At 70.5% G+C, this 18,584-nt stretch carries 17 protein-coding genes and 1 pseudogene; 4 read left to right on the top strand and 14 right to left on the bottom strand.

Going from position 1 to position 18,584, the window contains the following annotated elements; translation table 11 throughout:
- The first annotated feature begins 3 nt into the window (after positions 1 to 3).
- A complete protein-coding gene (locus A37W_RS0107125; RefSeq protein WP_018302339.1) occupies positions 4 to 954 on the top strand; it encodes a hypothetical protein in 951 nt (316 codons plus the stop codon).
- 61 nt (positions 955 to 1,015) lie between these two features.
- On the opposite strand, the gene A37W_RS0107120 is transcribed toward A37W_RS0107125, so the two are convergent.
- The 6 genes from A37W_RS0107120 to A37W_RS0107095 all read right to left on the bottom strand — a co-directional run bounded on the left by A37W_RS0107120 (position 1,016) and on the right by A37W_RS0107095 (position 7,453).
- The gene (locus tag A37W_RS0107120; protein ID WP_018302338.1) at positions 1,016 to 2,440 is read right to left on the bottom strand and encodes a gamma-aminobutyraldehyde dehydrogenase; all 1,425 of its coding nucleotides are present in this window, start codon (positions 2,438 to 2,440) and stop codon (positions 1,016 to 1,018) included.
- 21 nt (positions 2,441 to 2,461) lie between these two features.
- Positions 2,462 to 3,265 (bottom strand): ABC transporter permease, encoded by an 804-nt coding sequence (locus A37W_RS0107115; protein ID WP_026198342.1) that lies wholly within the window; start codon positions 3,263 to 3,265, stop codon positions 2,462 to 2,464.
- A 128-nt stretch (positions 3,266 to 3,393) separates the two neighbouring features.
- Positions 3,394 to 4,302: an ABC transporter permease gene (locus tag A37W_RS0107110; RefSeq protein ID WP_018302336.1), complete on the bottom strand. Its 909-nt coding sequence runs from the start codon at positions 4,300 to 4,302 to the stop codon at positions 3,394 to 3,396.
- A complete protein-coding gene (locus A37W_RS0107105; protein ID WP_018302335.1) occupies positions 4,295 to 5,290 on the bottom strand; it encodes an ABC transporter ATP-binding protein in 996 nt (331 codons plus the stop codon). Before A37W_RS0107105 ends, A37W_RS0107110 begins: the two co-directional genes overlap by 8 nt.
- Complete coding sequence (locus tag A37W_RS0107100) at positions 5,280 to 6,443, bottom strand: ABC transporter substrate-binding protein (RefSeq protein ID WP_018302334.1); 1,164 nt, start codon at positions 6,441 to 6,443, stop codon at positions 5,280 to 5,282. Before A37W_RS0107100 ends, A37W_RS0107105 begins: the two co-directional genes overlap by 11 nt.
- A 101-nt stretch (positions 6,444 to 6,544) precedes the next feature.
- Positions 6,545 to 7,453, bottom strand: a complete 909-nt coding sequence (locus tag A37W_RS0107095; protein WP_018302333.1) for a LysR family transcriptional regulator — start codon at positions 7,451 to 7,453, stop codon at positions 6,545 to 6,547.
- Positions 7,454 to 7,727: 274 nt separating this feature from the next.
- Between A37W_RS0107095 and A37W_RS0107090 the strand changes: the two genes are divergently transcribed.
- A complete protein-coding gene (locus A37W_RS0107090; protein ID WP_018302332.1) occupies positions 7,728 to 8,606 on the top strand; it encodes a hypothetical protein in 879 nt (292 codons plus the stop codon).
- Positions 8,607 to 8,816: 210 nt separating this feature from the next.
- Here the strand turns inward: A37W_RS0107090 and A37W_RS21150 are convergent.
- From A37W_RS21150 to A37W_RS0107075, 3 genes and pseudogenes are all read right to left on the bottom strand, one after another.
- Positions 8,817 to 9,167 (bottom strand): annotated as a pseudogene (locus A37W_RS21150) (sulfate transporter subunit); the annotation flags it as partial.
- Positions 9,168 to 9,252: 85 nt separating this feature from the next.
- Positions 9,253 to 10,557, bottom strand: a complete 1,305-nt coding sequence (locus A37W_RS0107080) for an NAD(P)/FAD-dependent oxidoreductase (RefSeq protein WP_018302330.1) — start codon at positions 10,555 to 10,557, stop codon at positions 9,253 to 9,255.
- A 127-nt stretch (positions 10,558 to 10,684) separates the two neighbouring features.
- Positions 10,685 to 11,419 (bottom strand): class I SAM-dependent methyltransferase, encoded by a 735-nt coding sequence (locus A37W_RS0107075; RefSeq protein WP_018302329.1) that lies wholly within the window; start codon positions 11,417 to 11,419, stop codon positions 10,685 to 10,687.
- 87 nt (positions 11,420 to 11,506) lie between these two features.
- On the opposite strand from A37W_RS0107075, the gene A37W_RS0107070 reads away from it, so the two are divergent.
- A complete protein-coding gene (locus A37W_RS0107070; protein WP_367834163.1) occupies positions 11,507 to 12,025 on the top strand; it encodes a GFA family protein in 519 nt (172 codons plus the stop codon).
- Between the two features lie 244 nt (positions 12,026 to 12,269).
- Here A37W_RS0107070 and A37W_RS0107065 read toward each other — a convergent pair whose 3' ends face one another.
- From A37W_RS0107065 to A37W_RS21145, 3 genes are all read right to left on the bottom strand, one after another.
- On the bottom strand, positions 12,270 to 13,622 hold the full coding sequence (locus tag A37W_RS0107065) for a glutamine synthetase family protein (RefSeq protein ID WP_018302327.1): 1,353 nt from the start codon (positions 13,620 to 13,622) through the stop codon (positions 12,270 to 12,272).
- Entirely contained in the window at positions 13,619 to 14,299 is a 681-nt protein-coding gene (locus A37W_RS0107060; protein ID WP_018302326.1) for a type 1 glutamine amidotransferase, read from the bottom strand. The genes A37W_RS0107065 and A37W_RS0107060 overlap by 4 nt, the downstream gene beginning before the upstream one ends.
- Before the next feature lie 157 nt (positions 14,300 to 14,456).
- On the bottom strand, positions 14,457 to 15,497 hold the full coding sequence (locus tag A37W_RS21145; RefSeq protein WP_018302325.1) for an ion channel: 1,041 nt from the start codon (positions 15,495 to 15,497) through the stop codon (positions 14,457 to 14,459).
- A gap of 531 nt (positions 15,498 to 16,028) precedes the next feature.
- On the opposite strand from A37W_RS21145, the gene A37W_RS0107050 reads away from it, so the two are divergent.
- The gene (locus A37W_RS0107050) at positions 16,029 to 16,415 is read left to right on the top strand and encodes a hypothetical protein (RefSeq protein WP_018302324.1); all 387 of its coding nucleotides are present in this window, start codon (positions 16,029 to 16,031) and stop codon (positions 16,413 to 16,415) included.
- Between the two features lie 6 nt (positions 16,416 to 16,421).
- On the opposite strand, the gene A37W_RS0107045 is transcribed toward A37W_RS0107050, so the two are convergent.
- Positions 16,422 to 17,753 (bottom strand): glutamine synthetase family protein, encoded by a 1,332-nt coding sequence (locus A37W_RS0107045; RefSeq protein WP_018302323.1) that lies wholly within the window; start codon positions 17,751 to 17,753, stop codon positions 16,422 to 16,424.
- Positions 17,753 to 18,562, bottom strand: coding sequence for an ABC transporter permease (locus tag A37W_RS0107040; RefSeq protein ID WP_018302322.1), 810 nt, complete (start codon positions 18,560 to 18,562; stop codon positions 17,753 to 17,755). The genes A37W_RS0107045 and A37W_RS0107040 overlap by 1 nt, the downstream gene beginning before the upstream one ends.
- Positions 18,563 to 18,584 lie beyond the last annotated feature (22 nt).

Genomic DNA, 18,584 nt, shown 5'->3' with positions numbered 1-18,584 from the left:
GCCATGAGGATCGAGGTCCTGAGCGTCTCGAAGTACCGCGACGGCGTCCGCGTGGGCGACGACGTGCCGCTGGTGATGCCGGGGGCGGTGTTCGGCGTGTTCGACGGGGCGACGGATCCCCGCGGCACCGTCGTGGACGGGGTTGGCGCCGGTCGCCTCGCCGCCCTGACCGCGGCCGCGGCGATGGCGGAGCTTGCCGCCGACCCCGCCGCCCGCGAGCTGCCGGTGCAGGACATCCTCGGCCGCGTGACCGAGGCGCTGGCACGGCGTTGCGCGCCGCTCGGCCTGCCGATCCCGCCCTCGACCACGCTGGCCGTCGCGCTGGACTGCGGCGCCGACTGGCGGTTCATAGGTCTCGGCGACACCGGCATCCGGATCAACGGGGACGAGGTGATCCGCTACGAGAAGCCGATCGACGCCGTCTCGACCCGGGCCCGCGTCGCGGTGTTCCATCAGCTGGCGACGGCGCAGCGGGACGCGGACGAGGTGGAGAGCGCGGCCCGCCGGGCGATCCTCCTCGGCCTCGACCTCGCCGTCGCAGAGGGCGTCCTCGGCGAGGACGACGCCCGGCGCATCATCGCCTCGACGGTCGAGCAGACGGGCTTGCAAGGCGCTCCGGACGTGGTCGAACGGTTCCTGCGGGGCGGGATCAAGACGCAGTACGTCCTCGGAAACGACCCGCGCAGTCCGCTGGGCTTCGACACGCTGAACGGAACGGCGCCGGTCCGCGGCGACTTCACCGACCTGCGTCGGCCGAAGGACCGGGTCCGCAGCATCGAGATCTTCACCGACGGCTATCCTGACCTGCCGGCGGACGTATCCGCCGCCGCGTGGGAGGCGGCTTTCGACAGGGCGGAGACCGAGGACCCCCACAAGGTCGGCCGGTTCGCGACGGTCAAGGGATCGACCTCGTCGGAGTTCTTCGACGACAGGACCGTGATCGTCCTGAGCTGACGGGCCGCGGGGCGAATACGTCCCGCGGCGTTCTCGGCGGCGTGGCGCCGGGCCTCGGGGATCAATGCGCGATCATGACGTGGCGGACGGCGGTGTAGTCCTCGAGCGCGTAGATCGACATGTCCTTGCCGTAGCCGGACTGCTTCAGCCCGCCGTGGGGCATCTCGTTCACCAGCATGAAGTGCGTGTTCACCCAGGTGCAGCCGTATTGCAGCGCGGCGGTGGCCGCCATCGCCTTGCCGATGTCCTGCGTCCAGACCGACGAGGCGAGGCCGTAGGGCGAGTCGTTGGCCCAGTCGATGACGGCATCGTCGTCGGTGAAGCGGGTCACGCTGACGACGGGGCCGAACACCTCGCGCTGCACGATCTCGTCCGCCTGATGCGCGCCGGCCACGACGGTCGGCGTGTAGTAGAAGCCCGACCCCCCGGCCGGGGCGCCACCGGTCGTGATCTCGATGTGCTTCAGCTCGGCCGCCCGCTCGACGAAGCTGGCGACGCGGTCGCGCTGACGGGGCGAGATCAGCGGCGGGATCTCGTTGGCGCCGTCGTCGGACTGGTCGTAGACGATGCTGCCGGCGGCGGCCGTCAGGTCAGCGACGAAATTGTCGTAGATGCTGGCATGGGCGTAGACGCGGGAGGCCGCGGTGCAGTCCTGCCCGGCATTGTAGAAGCTGAACGCCTTCAGCCCCTCGACCGTGCGGGCGAGGTCGGCGTCGCCGTAGACGATGACCGGAGCCTTGCCGCCCAGTTCCAGGTGCGTGCGCTTCACCCCCTTGGACGCGGCGCCGAGGATCTTCTTGCCGGTCGCCACGTCCCCGGTGATCGAGATCATGTCGACGCCCGGATGATTCACCAGCGCGTCGCCGACGCTGCCGCCCTGGCCGACGATCACGTTGACGACGCCCTCGGGCAGGATGTCGGCCAGGATCCGGGCGAAGGCCAGCGACGTCAGCGGCGTCTGCTCGCTGGGTTTCAGCACCACGGTGTTGCCACCGGCCAGCGCGGGGGCCAGCTTCCACGTCATCATCATCAACGGGTAGTTCCATGGCGCGATCGAGGCGACGACGCCGATCGGGTCGCGGCGGATCATGCTGGTGTGGCCCTCGAGGTACTCCCCCGCGACGGGGCCGTGCATGTTGCGCACCGCGCCCGCGAAGAACCGGAAGCAGTCGGCGATGGCCGGGATCTCGTCACCGGACACCGCGCCCAGCGGCTTGCCGCAGTTCAGCGCCTCCAGCCGGGCCAGCTCCTCGGCGTTCGCCTCCACCGCGTCGGCGATGGCCAGCAGCTTGGCCGACCGCTCGCCCGGTGTGGTGCGCGACCAGCCGGGAAAGGCGGCGCGCGCGGCGCGGACCGCCCGGTCGATCTGGTCGGTGCTGGCCTCGGGCATCTTGAGGATCGTCTCGCCGGTGCGCGGGTTGAGGACGGTCTCCTCGCGCTCCGTCCCGGCCTCGAAGGCGCCGCCGATCAGCATGTCCGTCTGCATCTTGCTCACTCCCGTTGAAGGTCACTTGCCCTGGCCGGCCACCGTCTCGGTGCCGCGGGTCAGGTAGTAGGCGCCGAGGATCGGCAGGAACGTCACCAGCACGACGACCATCGCGACCACGTTGGTCACCGGCCGCTGGCGCGGGCGGACCAGCTCCTCCAGCATCCAGATCGGCAGGGTCTGCTGCTGCCCGGCGGTGAAGGTGGTCACGATCACCTCGTCGAAGGACAGCGCGAAGGCGAGCATCCCGCCGGCCAGCAGGGCGGTGGCGATGTTCGGCAGGATCACGTGCCGGAACGTCTGGAAGTAGGTCGCGCCGAGGTCCATCGACGCCTCGATCAGGCTGCCCGAGGTGCGCCGGAACCGCGCCACGGCGTTGTTGTAGACCACGACGATGCAGAAGGTCGCGTGGCCGAGGACGATGGTCCAGAAGCTGAACGGGATGTCGGCGAGGCTGAAGGCCGAGCGCAGCGAGATGCCGGTGATGATGCCGGGCAGGGCGATCGGCAGGATCACCAGGAGCGAGACCGCCTCGCGCCCGAAGAAGCGGGACCGCGCCACCGCCGCGGCGCAGAGCGTCCCGAGGACCAGCGCGATCAGCGTCGACACGGCGGCGACCCGCAGCGACAGGCCCAGCGCCTCCCACACGTCGGGCCGGTTCCAGGTCACGCCGAACCATTGCAGCGTCAGGCCCGGCGGCGGCCACTGGTACGACCGGTCCTCGGTGGTGAAGGCGTAGACGAAGATCAGCAGGATCGGCAGGTGCAGGAACAGCAGCCCCGCCACAGCCGCGATCTTCAGCCCCAGAGTTGCCTCAGAGCGCATGACGGCCCTCCGCGCACCCAAGCGACCGGTCCGCCCGGCGGCACGCCGGGCAGCCCCCGACCGCCCCCCCGGGCGGGGGCTTCACCCCCACCCGCGGCCGGGGGCAGCCCTCTGCGCATCCGACGACCCTACAGCGCATCGAACGCCCCCATCCGCCGCGCGACCGTAAGGTAGACCGCCATGACGAGGATCGGCACGACCGCGAAGGCGGCGGCCAGCGGGATGTTCCCGGCCGTCCCCTGGAACTGGTAGACCGCCTGTCCGATCATCCGCGCCGAGGTGCCGACGATCTGCGGGATGATGTAGTCGCCCATCGTCAGCGAGAAGGTGAAGATCGACCCCGCGACGATTCCCGGCAGCGCCAGCGGCAGGATCACCGAGCGCAGCGTCTGGCCCGGCCGGGCGCCGAGGTCGGCGCTCGCCTCCAGCATCGAGGGCGGCACCCGCTCCAGCGCGGCCTGCACCGGCAGGATCATGTAGGGCAGCCAGACGTAGAGGAAGACGAGGAACGTGCCGGTCCAGCTGACCGACAGGGATTTGCCGCCGACGCCGGGGAGGGCGAGCCAGGCGTCAAGCAGCCAGGTCAGGTGCAGCTTGGCGAAGATCCAGCCGAGGATGCCCTCCTTGGCGAGGATCAGCTTCCACGAGTAGACCTTGACCAGGTAGCTCGACCACAGAGGCAGCATGATCCCGAGGTAGAACACCGCCTTCCACGGCCCCCGCGCATAGCGGGCGGCGTAGTAGGCGATGGGGAAGGCGACGATGGCCGCGGCGACCGTGACGGCGGCGGACATCAGGATCGTGCGGACGATGATGTCGAGGTTCGAGGCGCGGAACAGCTCGCCATAGGTCTTGAGCGTCAGCTCGTAGGTCACCAACCCCGAGAACTCGTCGATCGAGAAGAAGCTCTGCGCCAGCAGCGCGAAGAGCGAGCCGAGATAGACGATGCCCAGCCACAGGAGCGGTGGCGCGAGCAGCAGCGCCAGCAGCAGCCGGGGCCGCCGCCAGAACAGGTCCGAGGCGCGGGCCTCAGCCATGCGCCCCCTCCATCACGTGCAGCGCCGCGGGATCCCAGCCGAGGCGCACCTCCTCGCCGACCTCCGGCACCGCGTGCCCCTTGGGCACCAGCGCGGTCAGCTCCGTCCCGTCCGCGTCGAGCTCCACCCGCGTGGCGGAGCCGAGGAAGGCGCGCTCGGTGACGCGGGCCCGCATCTCGCCGGTCCCGAGGCGGATCGCCTCCGGCCGCAGGCTTCCCGGCGCGGCGCGGCCGGTGAGGCGGGCGACCATCGCCGCCGGCAGCACGTTCGAGGCGCCGACGAAATCGGCGACGAAGGGCGTCTCGGGGCGGTCGTACACGGCCTCCGGGCTGCCCACCTGCTGCACCCGGCCCTTGTCGAAGACGGCGATGCGGTCGGACATCGACAGCGCCTCGCCCTGGTCGTGGGTGACGAAGACGAAGGTGATCCCGAGCCGGCGCTGCAGCGCCTTCAGCTCCCCCTGCATCTGTTCGCGCAACTTGAGGTCGAGCGCGCCCAGCGGCTCGTCCAGCAGCAGGACCTGCGGCTGCAGCACCAGCGCGCGGGCCAGCGCCACGCGCTGCCGCTGGCCGCCCGACAACTCCGCCGGCTTGCGCATCCCGTAGCCGCCGAGGGCGACCATCTCCAGCGCCTCGCCCGCCTTGCGGCGCCGCGCGGCGCGGCCTTCGCCCGCGATCATCAGGCCGTAGGCCACGTTGTCCTCGACGCTGAGATGCGGAAACAGCGCATAGTCCTGAAAGACCGTGTTCACCGGGCGCCGGTAGGGGGGCAGGCCCGTCGCGTCCTTCCCGAACAGCGCGATGGTGCCCGTGGTCGGCCTCTCAAAGCCCGCGATCAGCCGCAGGCACGTCGTCTTGCCGGACCCCGAGGGGCCGAGGAGGGCGAAGAACTCGCCCTCCCCGATGTCGAGCGTGAGGTCGTCCACCGCCCGGACCGGCCCGTAGTGCCGGGCGACCGAGCGGAAGGCGACGGCCGGCTCAGCGGCCACCGATAACCCCGATATAGTCCGACACCCAGCGGTAGTAGGGCACGCACTCGCCGTTCTGGCTCTCGCAGTCGCTGACCGGCGTGGTCCAGAACCGCACCCGGTCGAAATCGTCGAGGCCGTTGGCGGTGCAGCCCTCGGCGGTCTGCATTCCGCTGCCGTCGGTGCAGGCGGCCAGCACGGCGGGGTTGGCGCCGAACCAGACCGACAGGTCGGACATCAGGTTGGAGCTGAGCGTGTGCTCCATCCACATGTAGGCGCAGTTCGGATGTTCGGCCTCGGCATGCAGCATCGTGGTGTCGGCCCAGCCGGTCACGCCCTCTTCGGGAATGGTGGAGGCGACCGGCACGCCGTCGGCCAGCAGCAGGTTGACCTGGAACGGCCAGGAGCCCGAGGCCGCCATGCCCTCGTTCTTGAAGTCGTCGATCTGGATGAAGGCGTCGTGCCAGTAGCGGCTGACCAGCGTGCGCTGGGTGCGCAGCAGGTCGAGCGCGGCGTCGTACTGCTCCTGGTTCAGCTCGTAGGGCGAGACGATGCCGAGGTCGGGCTGATGCGTCATCAGGTAGAGCGCGGCGTCGGCGATGTGGATCGGCCCGTCGTAGGCCTGCACCCGGCCCTGGTTCGGCTGGCCGTCCGGCAGGTCCATCGGCTCGAACACCACGTTCCACGAGGTGGGGGCCTGGTCGCCGAACACCTCGGTGTTGTAGAGCAGCACGTTCGGGCCCCACATGTAGGGCACACCGTAATGCACGCCGTCGACCGTGTGCCACGGCGCGTCCTTCAGTCGGTCGTCGACACTGGACCAGCTGGGGATGAGGTCGGTGTTGATCGGCTGCACCCGGTCGCCCGCGATCATCCGCAGGGAGGCGTCGCCGGAGGCGGTGACGAGGTCGAAGCCGCCCTCGTTCATCAGCGCCACCATCTCGTCCGAGGTGTTGGCGGTCTTGATCTCGACCATGCAGCCGGTCGCCTCCTCGAAGCCGGTCACCCAGTCGAAGTTCGGATCGGTCTCGCCCCGCTCGATGTAGCCCGGCCAGGCGACGATGGAGACGGCGCCCTCGCCCTCGCCGAGTTCGGTCATCTGGGCGGCGGCGGTCTGGGCGGTCAGCAGGGCCGCGGCCGCGGTGGCCGTGGCGAACGTCAGTCGGTGCGTCATGGAAGGTCCCCCGGATCAGGTTGCGCTCCGGGCAGTCTCCGCTGCGTCACCCGTCCTTGGCCATTTCAATAATCGGCAGGGTGTTATCGGTGTTTCCGATATCAACGAAGCCGCGGCGCATGGAAGCTCTGCGCCATGGCGAGGAAGGCCCGGGCCGAGGGAGTGATCCGCGCGCCCCGCCGCCAGACCAGCCCGACCTGCACCACCGGCAGCGTGCCCGAGACGTCCCGGCTCTCGATCCGGTCGCCCTCCAGCGACCAGGGCCGGTAGATCAGGTCGGGCAGCAGGGCGATCCCGGCGCCGCTGGCGCACAGCGAGCGCACCGCCTCGACCGATCGCGTGCGGAACGCCACCCGCGGCTTGTCCGCGAAGCTGGACATCAGGCGCAGCGCCTCGGCCCGCATCTCGTCGATGTCGAGGACGATGTGCGGCTCGCCCACGAGGTCCTGCAAGGCAATGCTTTCCTTCTGCGTCAGCGGATGGCCGAGCGGCAGCCACAGCCGGTAGGGCGAGACGGCGAGGATCTCGGTATGCAGCCCCTGCCGGTCCTGCGCGGCGGGCACGACCATCAGGGCGAGGTCCAGCTCGCCGCCGATCAGCAGGTGCTCGAGATATTCGCCGGTATCCTCGACCGCCGTCACCTCCACCCCCGGCTGGGCGCGGCGGAAGCGGGACAGCAGGTCGCTGAGGACGTAGCCCGACGTCATCGAGGTCACGCCGAGCGCCAGGGTCCCGGTCCCGACGTTGTCCCGGCCCGAGAGGGTCATTTCGGCGTTCGCCGCCTCGGTCAGGATCGCCTTGGCGTGCCGCAGGAAGACGTGCCCGTGGTAGGTCAGCTCCATTCCGCGGTGCCGCCGCTCCATCAGCCGGACGCCCAGCCGGGCCTCGAGGTCCTTCAGCGCCTCGGTCACAGCGCTCTGCGAGATCGACAGCTCCGCCGCCGCGCGGCTCACGGTGCCGTACTCGGCGACGCCGACGAAGTAGCGGGCCTGCTTGATGGTGAACGACATGCCGCCCCGGAGGCGCTGCGGAAAAACCGTGGCGAGAGTGGCAGAGCGCTCCGGTCTCGGCAATGCCGCGCCGCCACCGGCCCGCCGACGGCGATCGGGCGTTTCGTTCGGGGAAACGCTGAGTTCCGAACGACCGGCGCGTTTCTTCTTTCCCCGGGGTCAGGACTCCGACATGTTTATGGCTGGATCGTGACCCGGGGGGGCGCGGTCCAAGGGGGGTGCGCTGTGCGGGGCCGAATTGGCGACACCGCCGGCCGGTATCGGAGGAAGCCAGATGTCCAAGATCTTCACGTATGAGCAGCAGGGCCTGTCCTATACGGTCACCGTCTACGAGGATCCCGACAATCCCGGCCACTTCCTGGCGGACATCGCCGTCCTGGAAGGCGCGATGGACGTGAACGCCATCTACTACGGCGACGACGACTTCTCCGGGACCAGTGCGGGCCTGAAGGGTCCGCTGAACATGAACGGCGCCAAGCTCGACGGCGAGAACGTGCAGTGGGACGACGCGGTCAAGCTCAGCGATCCCGGGCTCGGGCCCGAGGGCGCGGACAAGGAGACCTACCTGTCCAGCGGCGAGCACCTGACGGTCGACCTGAACATCGACAGCCTCGACGACATCGACGTCTTCGGGATCCGGGCGACGTCGACCACGACGCCCGAGGGCTCCATCAAGGACGTCAGCGACGAGCCCGAGGAGCCCGAGGAGCCCGACGAGCCGACCTTCGACAAGGTCGGCTTCGGCGTCGACATCGGAGAGAACGGCGGGATCGACAACGGCGTCTTCCTCCGGGCAGAGGATCTGCCGGACGGTCAGGACGCGACGTTCGAGAACTACGTGTCCCTGTACGAGAGCGAATTCGGGGACGATGAGGATTACAGCATCCCGAACCTCGAATCCGTCATCTTCTACGAAATCGATGAGGGGGGGAGCCCGCATGAGCTCTTCCGCATCGACGCCCCCGAGGGCGGGTTCGCCGACGGCGACGCGTTGATCGAGGCGTACGACGACGCGATCAGTGCCGGCGCCCTGGACGGACTCGAGGACGACAGCTCCTCGCTCATGGCGAGCCTGGAACTTGATGAAGACGCGGAATTCGACCTCGGCGACTTGGACGAGGATCATTCGGAAGACGCCGAGATGGTGTTCTAGGGGCGCCACGCTCCTCGCCCGCGCAGTTGCGCCAGACCCTCGGCCGTTCTCGCCATCGAGGTCGACCGAGGTGAGCGCGGCGCCGGCGCACCTTCGCGCAGAGGGCACCGCCCGTGCCGGCCGCCTGACCTCTCAGGCGGTTCAAGAGCCGCCGGACCGTCGCCGGCTTGGTCTACTGGATTAGCCGCTCCACCCCCTCCACCGCGCCGGATACGCCTCCGCGGCGGCCCGCTGCTCGTCGCCCTCGCTGTTCGCCTTGACCAGCGCCACCGGCGGCTCGGTCAGGATCGGGACCGAGGGGACGACGATGTCGAACTGGTCCTCGCCCATCTCGGCCAGCGCGAGGAACGCCTCGTTCTCCCACGTCACGAGGACGTCGCCGACGCCGCGCTGCGTGAAGGTCGTGGTCGAGCCGCGGGCCCCGGTGTCGAGGACGGGGACGTGGGCGACGAACTCGGCGAAATATGCGCGCGCCGTCTCCTCACTGCTGCCCTCCTGCCGCAGCGCCCAGGCCCAGGCGGCCAGCACGTTCCAGCGGGCCCCGCCCGAAGTCTCGCAGTTCGCGCTGGAGCGGGTGAAGTCCGTGACCGTCCTGCCGATCGACACCGAGACGGCCTGACACGGTCGGCCGTCGTCCCGCGACGGACTAGATCCCCAGCCGGTCCCGCAGGGCGTACCACGTCATCGCCAGCGTCAGGAGCGGCGCCCGGAACGCGCTGCCGCCCGGAAACCGCGGCACCGGCAGCTGCGCCATCACGTCGAACCGCCCGGCCTGGCCGAGCACTGCCTCGGCCATCACCCGCCCGGCAAACCCGGACAGCGCCACGCCGTGGCCCGAGAAGCCGGCGCCGGACATCACGTTCTCCCCCAGCCGGGCGAGGTGGGGCAGGCGGGTCATCGTGATGCCCAGCGTGCCGCCCCAGGTATGATCGACGCGCACCCCGTCGAGCTGCGGGAAGAGCGACGTCATCCGCTTCACCAGCGCGGTCGAGATGTCGGCCGGAAAGCCGAGGGAGTAGCTTTCGCGTCCGCCGAACAGGAACCGGCGGTCTTCGGAGAAGCGATAGTAGTTCACCACGAACTTGGAATCCGCGACGGCGATGTCCTCGGCGAGGACCTCGTGCCAGCGGTCGGGCAACGGCTCGGTCGCGGCGATGAAGGAATTGATCGGCATCACCCGCGCGTTCACCGGCGGCGCGAGGTTCGGCAGGTAGCCGTTGCCGGCGACGATCACGTGGTCCGCGGTCACCGTGCCGCGGGCGGTGGACACCCGGGCCGGAATGCCGGTATCGACCCGCGTCACCTCGCTCCGCTCGTGAATGGTCGCGCCCGCCGCCTCGGCCGCACGGGCTAGTGCGAGCGCGTAGCGCAGGGGGTGGATATGTGCCGCGCCGCGGTCGATCGTGCCGCCCTGATAGAGCGGGCTCCGGACGATCTCGCGAAATCCGTCGGCGTCGTGGACCTCGATCCTGTCGTAATCGTAGCGCGTCGCGAGATGCTCGGCCTCGCGGGCGTCCTCCTGCGCCTCGGCCGCGCTGTAGGCGCCGTGGGCCACGCCGGGGCGCCACTCCGCCTCCGGCGCCTCGCGCTCGCAGAACAGGCGCAGCTGCGCGCGGGCGTCCTCGGCCGCGTCCCAGAGGGCGCGGGCGGTCCCCTCGCCGAGGCGCGCCTCCAGCCAGGTCTGCGGCTTGTTGTAGCCCATGCCGACCTGCCCGCCGTTCCGCCCCGATGCGCCGAAGCCGGCGCGGTGGGCGTCGAGGACGATCACTTTGAGGCCGGCGCGGGCGGCGGTCAGGGCGGCCCAGAGGCCGGTATAGCCGGCGCCGACGACGCACAGGTCGGCGCGGGCGTCGCCCTCCAGCGGCGGCCGCTCGGGCGGCAGGTTGGTGCTGGCGGCGTACCAGGAGGGCGGGTAGGCGCCGGGCCGGTCGTTGCGGTAGAGAGGGTTCACGATTGGCTCCGTCTTTCGGGACCGGTGCGGGCGACAGGGCGACAGGTCGCGGCAGCCGGGACGCCGGCGATCGAGACTGTGCGCCCGCCTGCGATCCGGCGGACGGACCCGATCACCGGACCCCGCCTCATGAGGGTTTCTCCCAGACCGACACGTGCATCGCGCTCGCCGCGGTGAACGGCTCGCGCGCCCAGCCGCCCCAGCGGTCGCGCAGCCTCAGCCCCGCCATCCGCGCCATGAGGTCGAGCTCGGGCGGACGGGCGTAGCGCATGACCAGCGGCGACAGGCGGACGGCGCCCCCCTCGATCCGGGCCCGCTGGAAGTGCAGGCGCTGGGCGACCGGGTCATGCTCCACCGCCTCGAAGAACAGGCTGTCCATCGCCACGCCGCGCACCTTCATCCGCTGGTTCTCGGTGAAGCCGTCGAAGGAGGGGACGAAGGTCTCGACGAGGAAGGTGCCGCCCGGGGCCAGCCGGTCGGCGACGTTGGCGAAGAGACGCACCTGCGCCTCCTGCGAGGTGAGGTTGAAGATCGTGTTGAAGACGAGGAAGACGCAGGTGAACGGACCGTCGCGGTCCACGTCGGCCATGTCCCCGATGGTGACGGGAATCGCGTCGCCGCCCGGCTTGGCCGCGAGGCGGGCGGCCATGTCGGCGGAGCCCTCGATCCCCTCGATCCGGTGCCCCTTCGCCGCCAACGGCAGCGCCACGCGGCCGGTGCCGATGGCGAGCTCGAGGATGCGGGCTTCCGGTCCGGCAAGGTCCGAGATCAGGTCGACCGACGCGTCCAGCGTCGGCGGCATCGGGCCGTCATCGTAGCTGCCGGCGTAGAGCCGGCCGAACGTGTCGGGCTCGAAGTCCATCGGCGTCTCCTCTCGCCACCTTCTTGACCAATCGGCCCTGCGGATGCCAGTCTCGATGTCGGACGCGGGGTCCCCGACCCTCCGGCGATGCGTTCATCTCTCGACATGCTTGGATACGCGAGGATCGCGATGACCGGATCGACCCGATCGGGCGGCTGCCAGTGTGGCGCCGTCCGCTTTCAAGTGACGAAGACGCTTCAGAACGGCCACGTCTGCCACTGCCGAATGTGCCAGAAAGCGACCGGCGGCCTGTTTGCCGCGCATGTCTCGGTCGAGCGGGCGGACCTCGGCTGGACCCGCGGCGACCCGGCCGAATTCGAAAGCTCGGACGGCATCTACCGCGGCTTCTGCGGAAGCTGCGGCACCTACCTCTACTTCCGCAGGCGAAGCGGAGCGCGGCAGTCCCTGGCAATCGGGGCCTTCGACGATCCAGCGGCCTTCCCGCTGGTCATCGAACTTGGCTGCGAGAGCCGGCTGCCGCAGGTCGACCAACTGGGACGGGTGGAGCGGATCACGTCGGAGGAGGACGACGCGGAAGGAGTGGCCGTGATCGCGCGGACCAACCGGCAGCACCCGGACAGGGACACGGAGGCGTGGTCCGGGTAGGGGAGCCGGAGTCGCCGGCGCCGGCTGTTCCAGGTGGAACGGGGAGCTCGGGACTGGCAGGCCCCATCACGTGAGGGGCAGTTACCGGTCACGGTTTCCGCTGCAGCCCGAGGCGGGTCGGTGCCGACAGATACACCCGTCCCGGGCCTGACCCCGGACCTCCCTGCAATGGAAGCGCCCTGCCGCGCGAGGCCCGGGTCGGGCCCTCGGGGCGGGAGCCACGGTGGACCGTCGGCCTCCGCCCTCAGACGTTCAGCAGCAGGTGCTCCCGCTCCCACGGCGAGATCACCTGCAGGAACTCGTTGTACTCCGCCCGTTTCACGATCGAGTAGACGCGCGCGAATTCCGGGCCCAGCACCGTGTGCATGTCCGCGTTCGCGTCGAAAAGGTCGAGCGCGGCGTACAGGCCCTGCGGGATCTCGTCCTCGGCCTCGTAGGCGTCGCCGCGGTAGCGCTTGTCGGGCCAGATCTCGCGCTTCATCCCCAGATAGCCGCAGGCGAGGGAGGCGGCGATGCACAGGTACGGGTTGCAGTCCATGCCGGCGAGGCGGTTCTCCACCCGCCGCGCGGCGGGCGGCGCGACGGGGACGCGCAGCCCCGTCGTGCGGTTGTCGCGGCCCCATTCGAGGTTGATCGGCGCGGCGTGGTCGCGGACGTAGCGGCGGTAGGAGTTCACGTAAGGCGCGATCACCGCGATCACGCTCGGCAGGTATTCCTGCAGGCCGCCGATGAAGTGGAAGAAATCGTCCGTCTCGCCGCCCTGCGGGCCGGTGAAGATGTTGTGCCCGCGCTTGTCCGTCACCGAATGGTGCACGTGCATCGCGCTGCCCGGCTCGCCCTCGATCGGCTTGGCCATGAAGGTGGCGAAGCAGTCGTGCTTCAGCGCCGCCTCGCGGATCAGCCGCTTGAAGTAGAAGATCTCGTCGGCGAGCTTCACCGGATCGCCGTGCCGCAGGTTGATCTCCAGCTGGCCGGCGCCGCCCTCCTGGGTGATGCCGTCGATCTCGATCCCCTGGATCTCGGCGAATTCGTAGATGTCGTCGATGACCGGGCCGTATTCGTCCACGGCGGTCATCGAGTAGGCCTGACGGGCGGCGGCGGGGCGGCCGGTGCGGCCCATCATCGGCTCGATCGGCTTGGCCGGGTCGACGTTGCGGCCGACGAGGTAGAACTCCATCTCGGGCGCGACCACAGGCGTCCAGCCCTCGGCCTCGTAGAGCGCGACGACGCGCTTGAGCACGTTGCGGGGGGAGCAGCCGATGGGCACGCCCTTCTGGTCGTAGGCGTCGTGGATCACCTGCAGCGTGCCGTCCGCGGCCCAGGGGGCGGCGGAGGCGGTGTCGAGGTCGGGGCGCAGGATCATGTCCGGCTCGGTGAAGCCGCCCTCGCCCGCCGCCTCGCCCCAGTCGCCGGTGATGGTCTGGAAGAAGATCGAGTTCGGCAGGTGGAACTGCTGCTGCTTGTCCCACTTCGCCGCCGGCACCGCTTTGCCGCGGGCGATGCCCGGCAGGTCGGCGATCACGCACTCCACCTCGTCCAGGCGCTTGGTCTCGAGGTAGGCGCGCGCCGCCTCGGGGATCTTGTCCATCCAGCTCATGCCGCGACGCCTTCGCGGAAGAACCGGCCGATCATCGCGGCGAGGCGGTCATTGTCGACCGGCTCGTCCAGAAGCGCGCGGGCGCGGTCGAGGCGGTCCGGCTCCACCGCGGCGCCCCGGGTCTCGATCAGCGCGGCGAGCTGGTCACGGTCGAACTCGGGGTGCGCCTGCACGGTGAAGATCGTGTCGCCGTAGGCCAGCGCCGCGTTCTCGCAGAAGGTCGAGGTGGCGAGGCGCGTGGCGCCGTCGGGCAGGCGCGTCACCTGGTCCTGGTGCCAGGCGTTCAGCGCCAGCGGGCTGCCCTGCCAGTTGTAGTCCGACCGGCCGACGGCCCAGCCGCCCGCGTACTTCTCGACCATGCCGCCGAGGGCCTGGGCGATGATCTGGTGGCCGAAGCAGACTCCCACCAGCGGGCGGCCGTTCTCGCGGATTGCGCGGATCAGGTCCTCGAGCGGGGCGATGAACGGCAGGTCCTCGTAGGCGCCGTGGCGGCTGCCGGTGATCAGCCAGCCGTCGGCGTCGCCGGGGCCGTCCGGGAACTCCATGTCCACCACGTTCCAGGTCCGGAAGGTGAAGTCGTGGCCGGCCAGAAGGTCCTGGAAGAGCCGGGAATAGCCCGCGTCGCCGGGGACCAGGCCCGCGGGCGCATGGCCGGCTTGGAGTATGCCGATAAGCATGAAAGCACCGTTCGTTGAGTGGCGCGGAGGGTAGAGAGCGGCCGGAGGCGAGGCAAGGGGGGCCGCGGGCCCCTGCGGCCCGGACGAGTGCGGGCCGCAGAGCCGGCACCGCGGTTCCGGGAGGGACGCGTCTGAGGGAGGCCTGCGGTGCAGGACCTCATTCGGCGGTGTAGCGGTCCGTCAGGCGCCAGCCGATCTCGCTGGCGAAGAGCCGGAGGATGGCCCCGTTCACCGGCTCGGCCAGGCCGGATCCCTCGGGCAGGGCGATCGAGATCATCTGCGGGTCGAGACTGGTGGTTCGGACCGACAGCGTGAGGCCCCCCGTCTCGTCGAGAGCGTGGCGGACCAGTGGCGCGGTTCCGGCCGCGACGTCCGCCCGGCCCGCCTCGGCGGCCTCCAGCGCCTCGGCGAGCGTGGCGTGGGCGCGGGTCTCGATGCCTTCGTTCTGCAGGAAGGTGGCGGTGGAGGAGCCGTCGACCACGGCGACGGTGCGGTCCCGCAGGTCCTCGGGCACATCCGCCTCGCGCTGCAGGCCGGCCATCGTGACGACGGCGGCGGTGAGCGCGGCGCTGACGGCGAGGCCGGTCAGCATCCACAGCATCGCGACCGCCCGGCCGAGGAGCGTGATCGGGGCCTTGTCGCCGTAGCCGATGGTCGTCAGCGTCACGCCGGCCCACCAGAACCCGTCGCCGAGGCCGCGGAGCGGGCCCTTGGCGAACTGCTCGTCGTTGCGGCGGCGCTCCAGCGCCCAGATCACCGCGCCGACGATCAGCAGCAGGATCGACAGGCCGAGGACGAGGCGCAGGAACTGCCAGGACAGGAACCCTTCCAGCACCGAAAGGAGGCGGTCCTGGCGCGGCGTGGCGAGGCCGAGGGTCGCGGTGTAGAGCGGCAGGGAGAGGTCGAACGCCGCCTCGCGGGCGGGGGTCGCCTGCACGGGAAGGGCGAGATCGACGCCACCGTCCGCGAGGGCGGCGTCGAGGGCGGCCGGGTCCAGCGGGACCAGTTCGTAGGGCCAGCCCTCGCCCTCGGCGATGACGCGCCACATGTCGACCGCCATGCCCATCCACGCCCCGTCCCGGCTCGCCATCGCGAACGGCGGCGCCTCGATCACGCCGACGCGGAGCGGATCGTCCTGCGCCCGCAGGGCGGGGGCGACGAGGCAGAGAAGGAGGGCGAGAAGGGTCGGGCGGGGCATCGGGACGTCCTTGGAACTTCGCGGGCCAACGCGAGCGCGCGGGATCGGGTTCATCCGGCGGGCGTCGCCGGGGGAACGGAGGACGGCGGCACGGGGGGCGGCCGGCCGTCGCCAGGGCGGTTGGGGGGCTGGCCCGGGGCCGTAGGGTGGGTGAAACCCACCGATCTCAACGCGGTGGGTTGCACCCACCCTACAGCGACGCGAGGGCGGCACCTGTGCGCCGACTGACGCTCCTCCGGTGATGGTCCGTGCTTATGGCCCGCCCCCGCACGACCTCTTTCGTCGCGCCGGCGGCGAGGCAGCGTCTTGCCGGGGGGGGGGGCGGCCAGACGCAGCCCGGGCCGCTTCGCGGCTGATTCCGGGCGGGGGGAGGATCGGGTAGGGCGGTGGCTAGCAGCGGACGGACGCCTCCGGCGGTGATGGTCCGCAACTCATGGCGCCCTACCGCTGCTTCCGGGGCGCTTGCGGCTCGACGGGTCGGCGATCCGACGTTAACCTTTCGTTAACCTTCCTTAACGGACCTGCCGCACCGTGCTCGAGGCCGACTTCATCCCGATCCTCTGCGCGCTGTTCCTGAACGGAACGGCGGAGGTCAGCCACGGCTACTCGGTCGGCTACGACCTGCACCGGGTGCGGGTCGACTGCGAGACCGAGACGCAGGTGATCGAGATCGGGCTCGACCGGCGCTCGTCGCTGGACAGCCTGCAGCAGGCGCTGTTCTTCGCCGCGCTCACCGGCAAGGCGCCGGCGGTGGTGCTGATCGACACCGACGGCCGCGAGGGGCCGTACGAGCTGCAGATAAGGACCGCGGCCGAAGCGGCGGGCGTGTCCTACTCGGTCTTCTCCGCGGACTACCTGCTGCGCTGGCAGATGACGTCCTGGTTGCGTGAGCGGCGGGTGACGCTGCCGGGCTCCTGAGCCCGGTCACACCGTATCGAGATACAGCTCGATCTGCTGGGCGGGCGTCAGTTCGGCGATGTAGTGCAGTTCCTGCCGCTTGGTCATGACGAGGTTGTCGATCAGCTGCTGCGGGAAGATGCGGCGGGCGAGGTCCGACGCCTCGAACGCATCGATCGCGTCGGCCCAGGTGGCGGGGATCTGCGGCAGGTCCTGCTCGTAGGCGTTGCCCTCGATGGGCGGCGGCGGCGTCCAGCCCTCCTCGATCCCGACGAGGGCGGAGCCGAGGACGGCGGCGAGGAACAGGTAGGGGTTCACGTCGCCGCCCGCGACACGGTGTTCCACCCGCCGCGCGGCGGGCGAGCCCCCGGGGACGCGCACCGACGCGGTGCGGTTGTCGTGGGCCCAGCAGATGCCGGTGGGGGCGTGGCTCTCGGGGACGAGGCGCTGGTAGCTGTTGGCGTGGGGCGCGAAGATCAGCGACAGTTCGGGGATGCCCTTCAGCGCCCCGGCGATCGCGCTCTTCAGCGCAGGCGTGCCGGCGTGGGTGCCGTCGGCGAAGATGTTGCGGCCCTCGGCGTCCAGCACCGAGAAGTGGCAGTGCAGGCCGTTGCCGGCCCAGTCCTCGTAGGGCTTGGCCATGAAGCTGGCCGCCATGCCGTGCTTGCGGGCGAGGCCGCGGACCAGCATCTTGAACAGCCACGCATCGTCCGCCGCCTTCAGCGCGTCGGGGACGTGGACGAGGTTCACCTCGAACTGCCCCAGCCCGACCTCCGAGATCGCGGCCTCGGCCGGGATGTCCATCTCCTCGCAGCCGTCGTAGAGGTCGTTGAAGAAGATGTCGAAGGCGTCGAGCGCGCGCAGCGACAGGATGTCGGCGCCCATCCGGCGCTTGCCCGAGCGCGGCGAGACCGGCTGGCGGATCTCCTTGCCGCTGTCGTCGACGAGGTAGAACTCCATCTCGGTCGCCACCACCGGCGTCAGGCCGAGGGCCTTGTAGCGGTCGACCACGGCGCGCAGCGCGTGGCGGGGGTCGCCATCGAACGGCCGGCCGTCCTCGGTGGACATCCAGACCGGCAGCAGGGCCGAGGGGGTCGGCAGCCACGGCATCGGCACGTAGCCCCGCTCGGTCGGCCAGAGGACGCCGTCGGGGTCGCCGATCTCGAACACGAGCGGCGAGTCCTCCACGTCCTCGCCCCAGATGTCGAGGTTGAGGACGGAGAGGGGGAAGCGGGTGCCCTCCTCCTCCAGCTTCTTCGCGAATTTCACCGGGATACGCTTGCCGCGCGCCTGGCCGTTCAGATCGGCGGCGCCGCAGCGGACGTTGCGCACGTCCGGGTGATCCTCGAGCCAGCCCATCAGCGCGCCAGCTGCGGCATCATCCGCGGCCGGCGGGCGCGCCGCTCGGCCGGGAGATGGCGGTTGAGGCGGCGGTTCACGGCGCCGAAGACCGCGATGATGCACAAGGTGGCGAGGATGAAGTAGCCGGCGAGGATCGGGTAGGGGACGAACGGGTTGAACGTCTTGTCCGCGAAGTAGGACGCGTAATAGAGGGCGTCTCCCCGCTGCTGCGCCGCCGGGAAGCCGGAGAAGAAGACGAGCGTGGTGGCGTGGAACAGGAAGATCGCCTCGTTCGTGTAGGCCGGCCAGGCCAGGCGCAGCATGGTGGGCCAGGTGATGCGCCGGAACTTCGCCCAGCCGGCGAAGCCGTAGGCGTCGGCCGCCTCGGTGTCGCCTTTCGGGATCGAGCGCAAGGCCCCGTAGAAGATCTCGGCCGAGTAGGCGGCGGTGTTCAGGAACAGGACCAGCGCGGCGCCGAGCCAGGCGGAGGTGAAGGCGCCCCAGGCGGGGTAGGCCGACTTCAGCGACAGGAACAGGAAGTAGGCGAAGAAGAACTGGATGAAGAGCGGCGAGCCGCGGAAGACGAAGACGAACCACTCGGCCGGCTTGCGCAGGAGCGGGTTGCGGGACGCCTTGCCGAGGGCGACGGCGGTGGCCAGCGCGAAGCCGGTCAGCAGCGCGACGGTGCCGAAATAGATGTTCCAGATCATGCCCGAGCCGATCAGCGTGACCTGCTCGCAGAGGGTGAAGTCGCTGCGCGGCAGGAGGCGCTCGCCGATGCCGATGGAGCGCAGGGCGTAGTCGGCGATGGTGGCGGCGCAGGTCACGATGCGCGGCCTTCGGGTGGGG

The organism is Wenxinia marina DSM 24838 (assembly GCF_000379485.1).
Lineage (GTDB): Bacteria > Pseudomonadota > Alphaproteobacteria > Rhodobacterales > Rhodobacteraceae > Wenxinia > Wenxinia marina.
The sequence above is the reverse complement of the archived record's forward strand: the minus strand, read 5'-3'. Positions and strand labels throughout refer to the sequence as shown.

Coding starts and splice junctions, on each gene's coding strand:
- A37W_RS0107090 (WP_018302332.1), top strand. CDS start 7,728: ATGTCCAAGATCTTCACGTATGAGCAGCAGGGCCTGTCCTATACGGTC.
- A37W_RS0107045 (WP_018302323.1), bottom strand. CDS start 17,753: ATGGGCTGGCTCGAGGATCACCCGGACGTGCGCAACGTCCGCTGCGGC.
- A37W_RS0107100 (WP_018302334.1), bottom strand. CDS start 6,443: ATGACGCACCGACTGACGTTCGCCACGGCCACCGCGGCCGCGGCCCTG.
- A37W_RS0107070 (WP_367834163.1), top strand. CDS start 11,507: ATGCGTTCATCTCTCGACATGCTTGGATACGCGAGGATCGCGATGACC.
- A37W_RS0107060 (WP_018302326.1), bottom strand. CDS start 14,299: ATGCTTATCGGCATACTCCAAGCCGGCCATGCGCCCGCGGGCCTGGTC.
- A37W_RS0107125 (WP_018302339.1), top strand. CDS start 4: ATGAGGATCGAGGTCCTGAGCGTCTCGAAGTACCGCGACGGCGTCCGC.
- A37W_RS0107120 (WP_018302338.1), bottom strand. CDS start 2,440: ATGCAGACGGACATGCTGATCGGCGGCGCCTTCGAGGCCGGGACGGAG.
- A37W_RS0107115 (WP_026198342.1), bottom strand. CDS start 3,265: ATGCGCTCTGAGGCAACTCTGGGGCTGAAGATCGCGGCTGTGGCGGGG.
- A37W_RS0107095 (WP_018302333.1), bottom strand. CDS start 7,453: ATGTCGTTCACCATCAAGCAGGCCCGCTACTTCGTCGGCGTCGCCGAG.
- A37W_RS0107110 (WP_018302336.1), bottom strand. CDS start 4,302: ATGGCTGAGGCCCGCGCCTCGGACCTGTTCTGGCGGCGGCCCCGGCTG.
- A37W_RS21145 (WP_018302325.1), bottom strand. CDS start 15,497: ATGCCCCGCCCGACCCTTCTCGCCCTCCTTCTCTGCCTCGTCGCCCCC.
- A37W_RS0107075 (WP_018302329.1), bottom strand. CDS start 11,419: ATGGACTTCGAGCCCGACACGTTCGGCCGGCTCTACGCCGGCAGCTAC.
- A37W_RS0107065 (WP_018302327.1), bottom strand. CDS start 13,622: ATGAGCTGGATGGACAAGATCCCCGAGGCGGCGCGCGCCTACCTCGAG.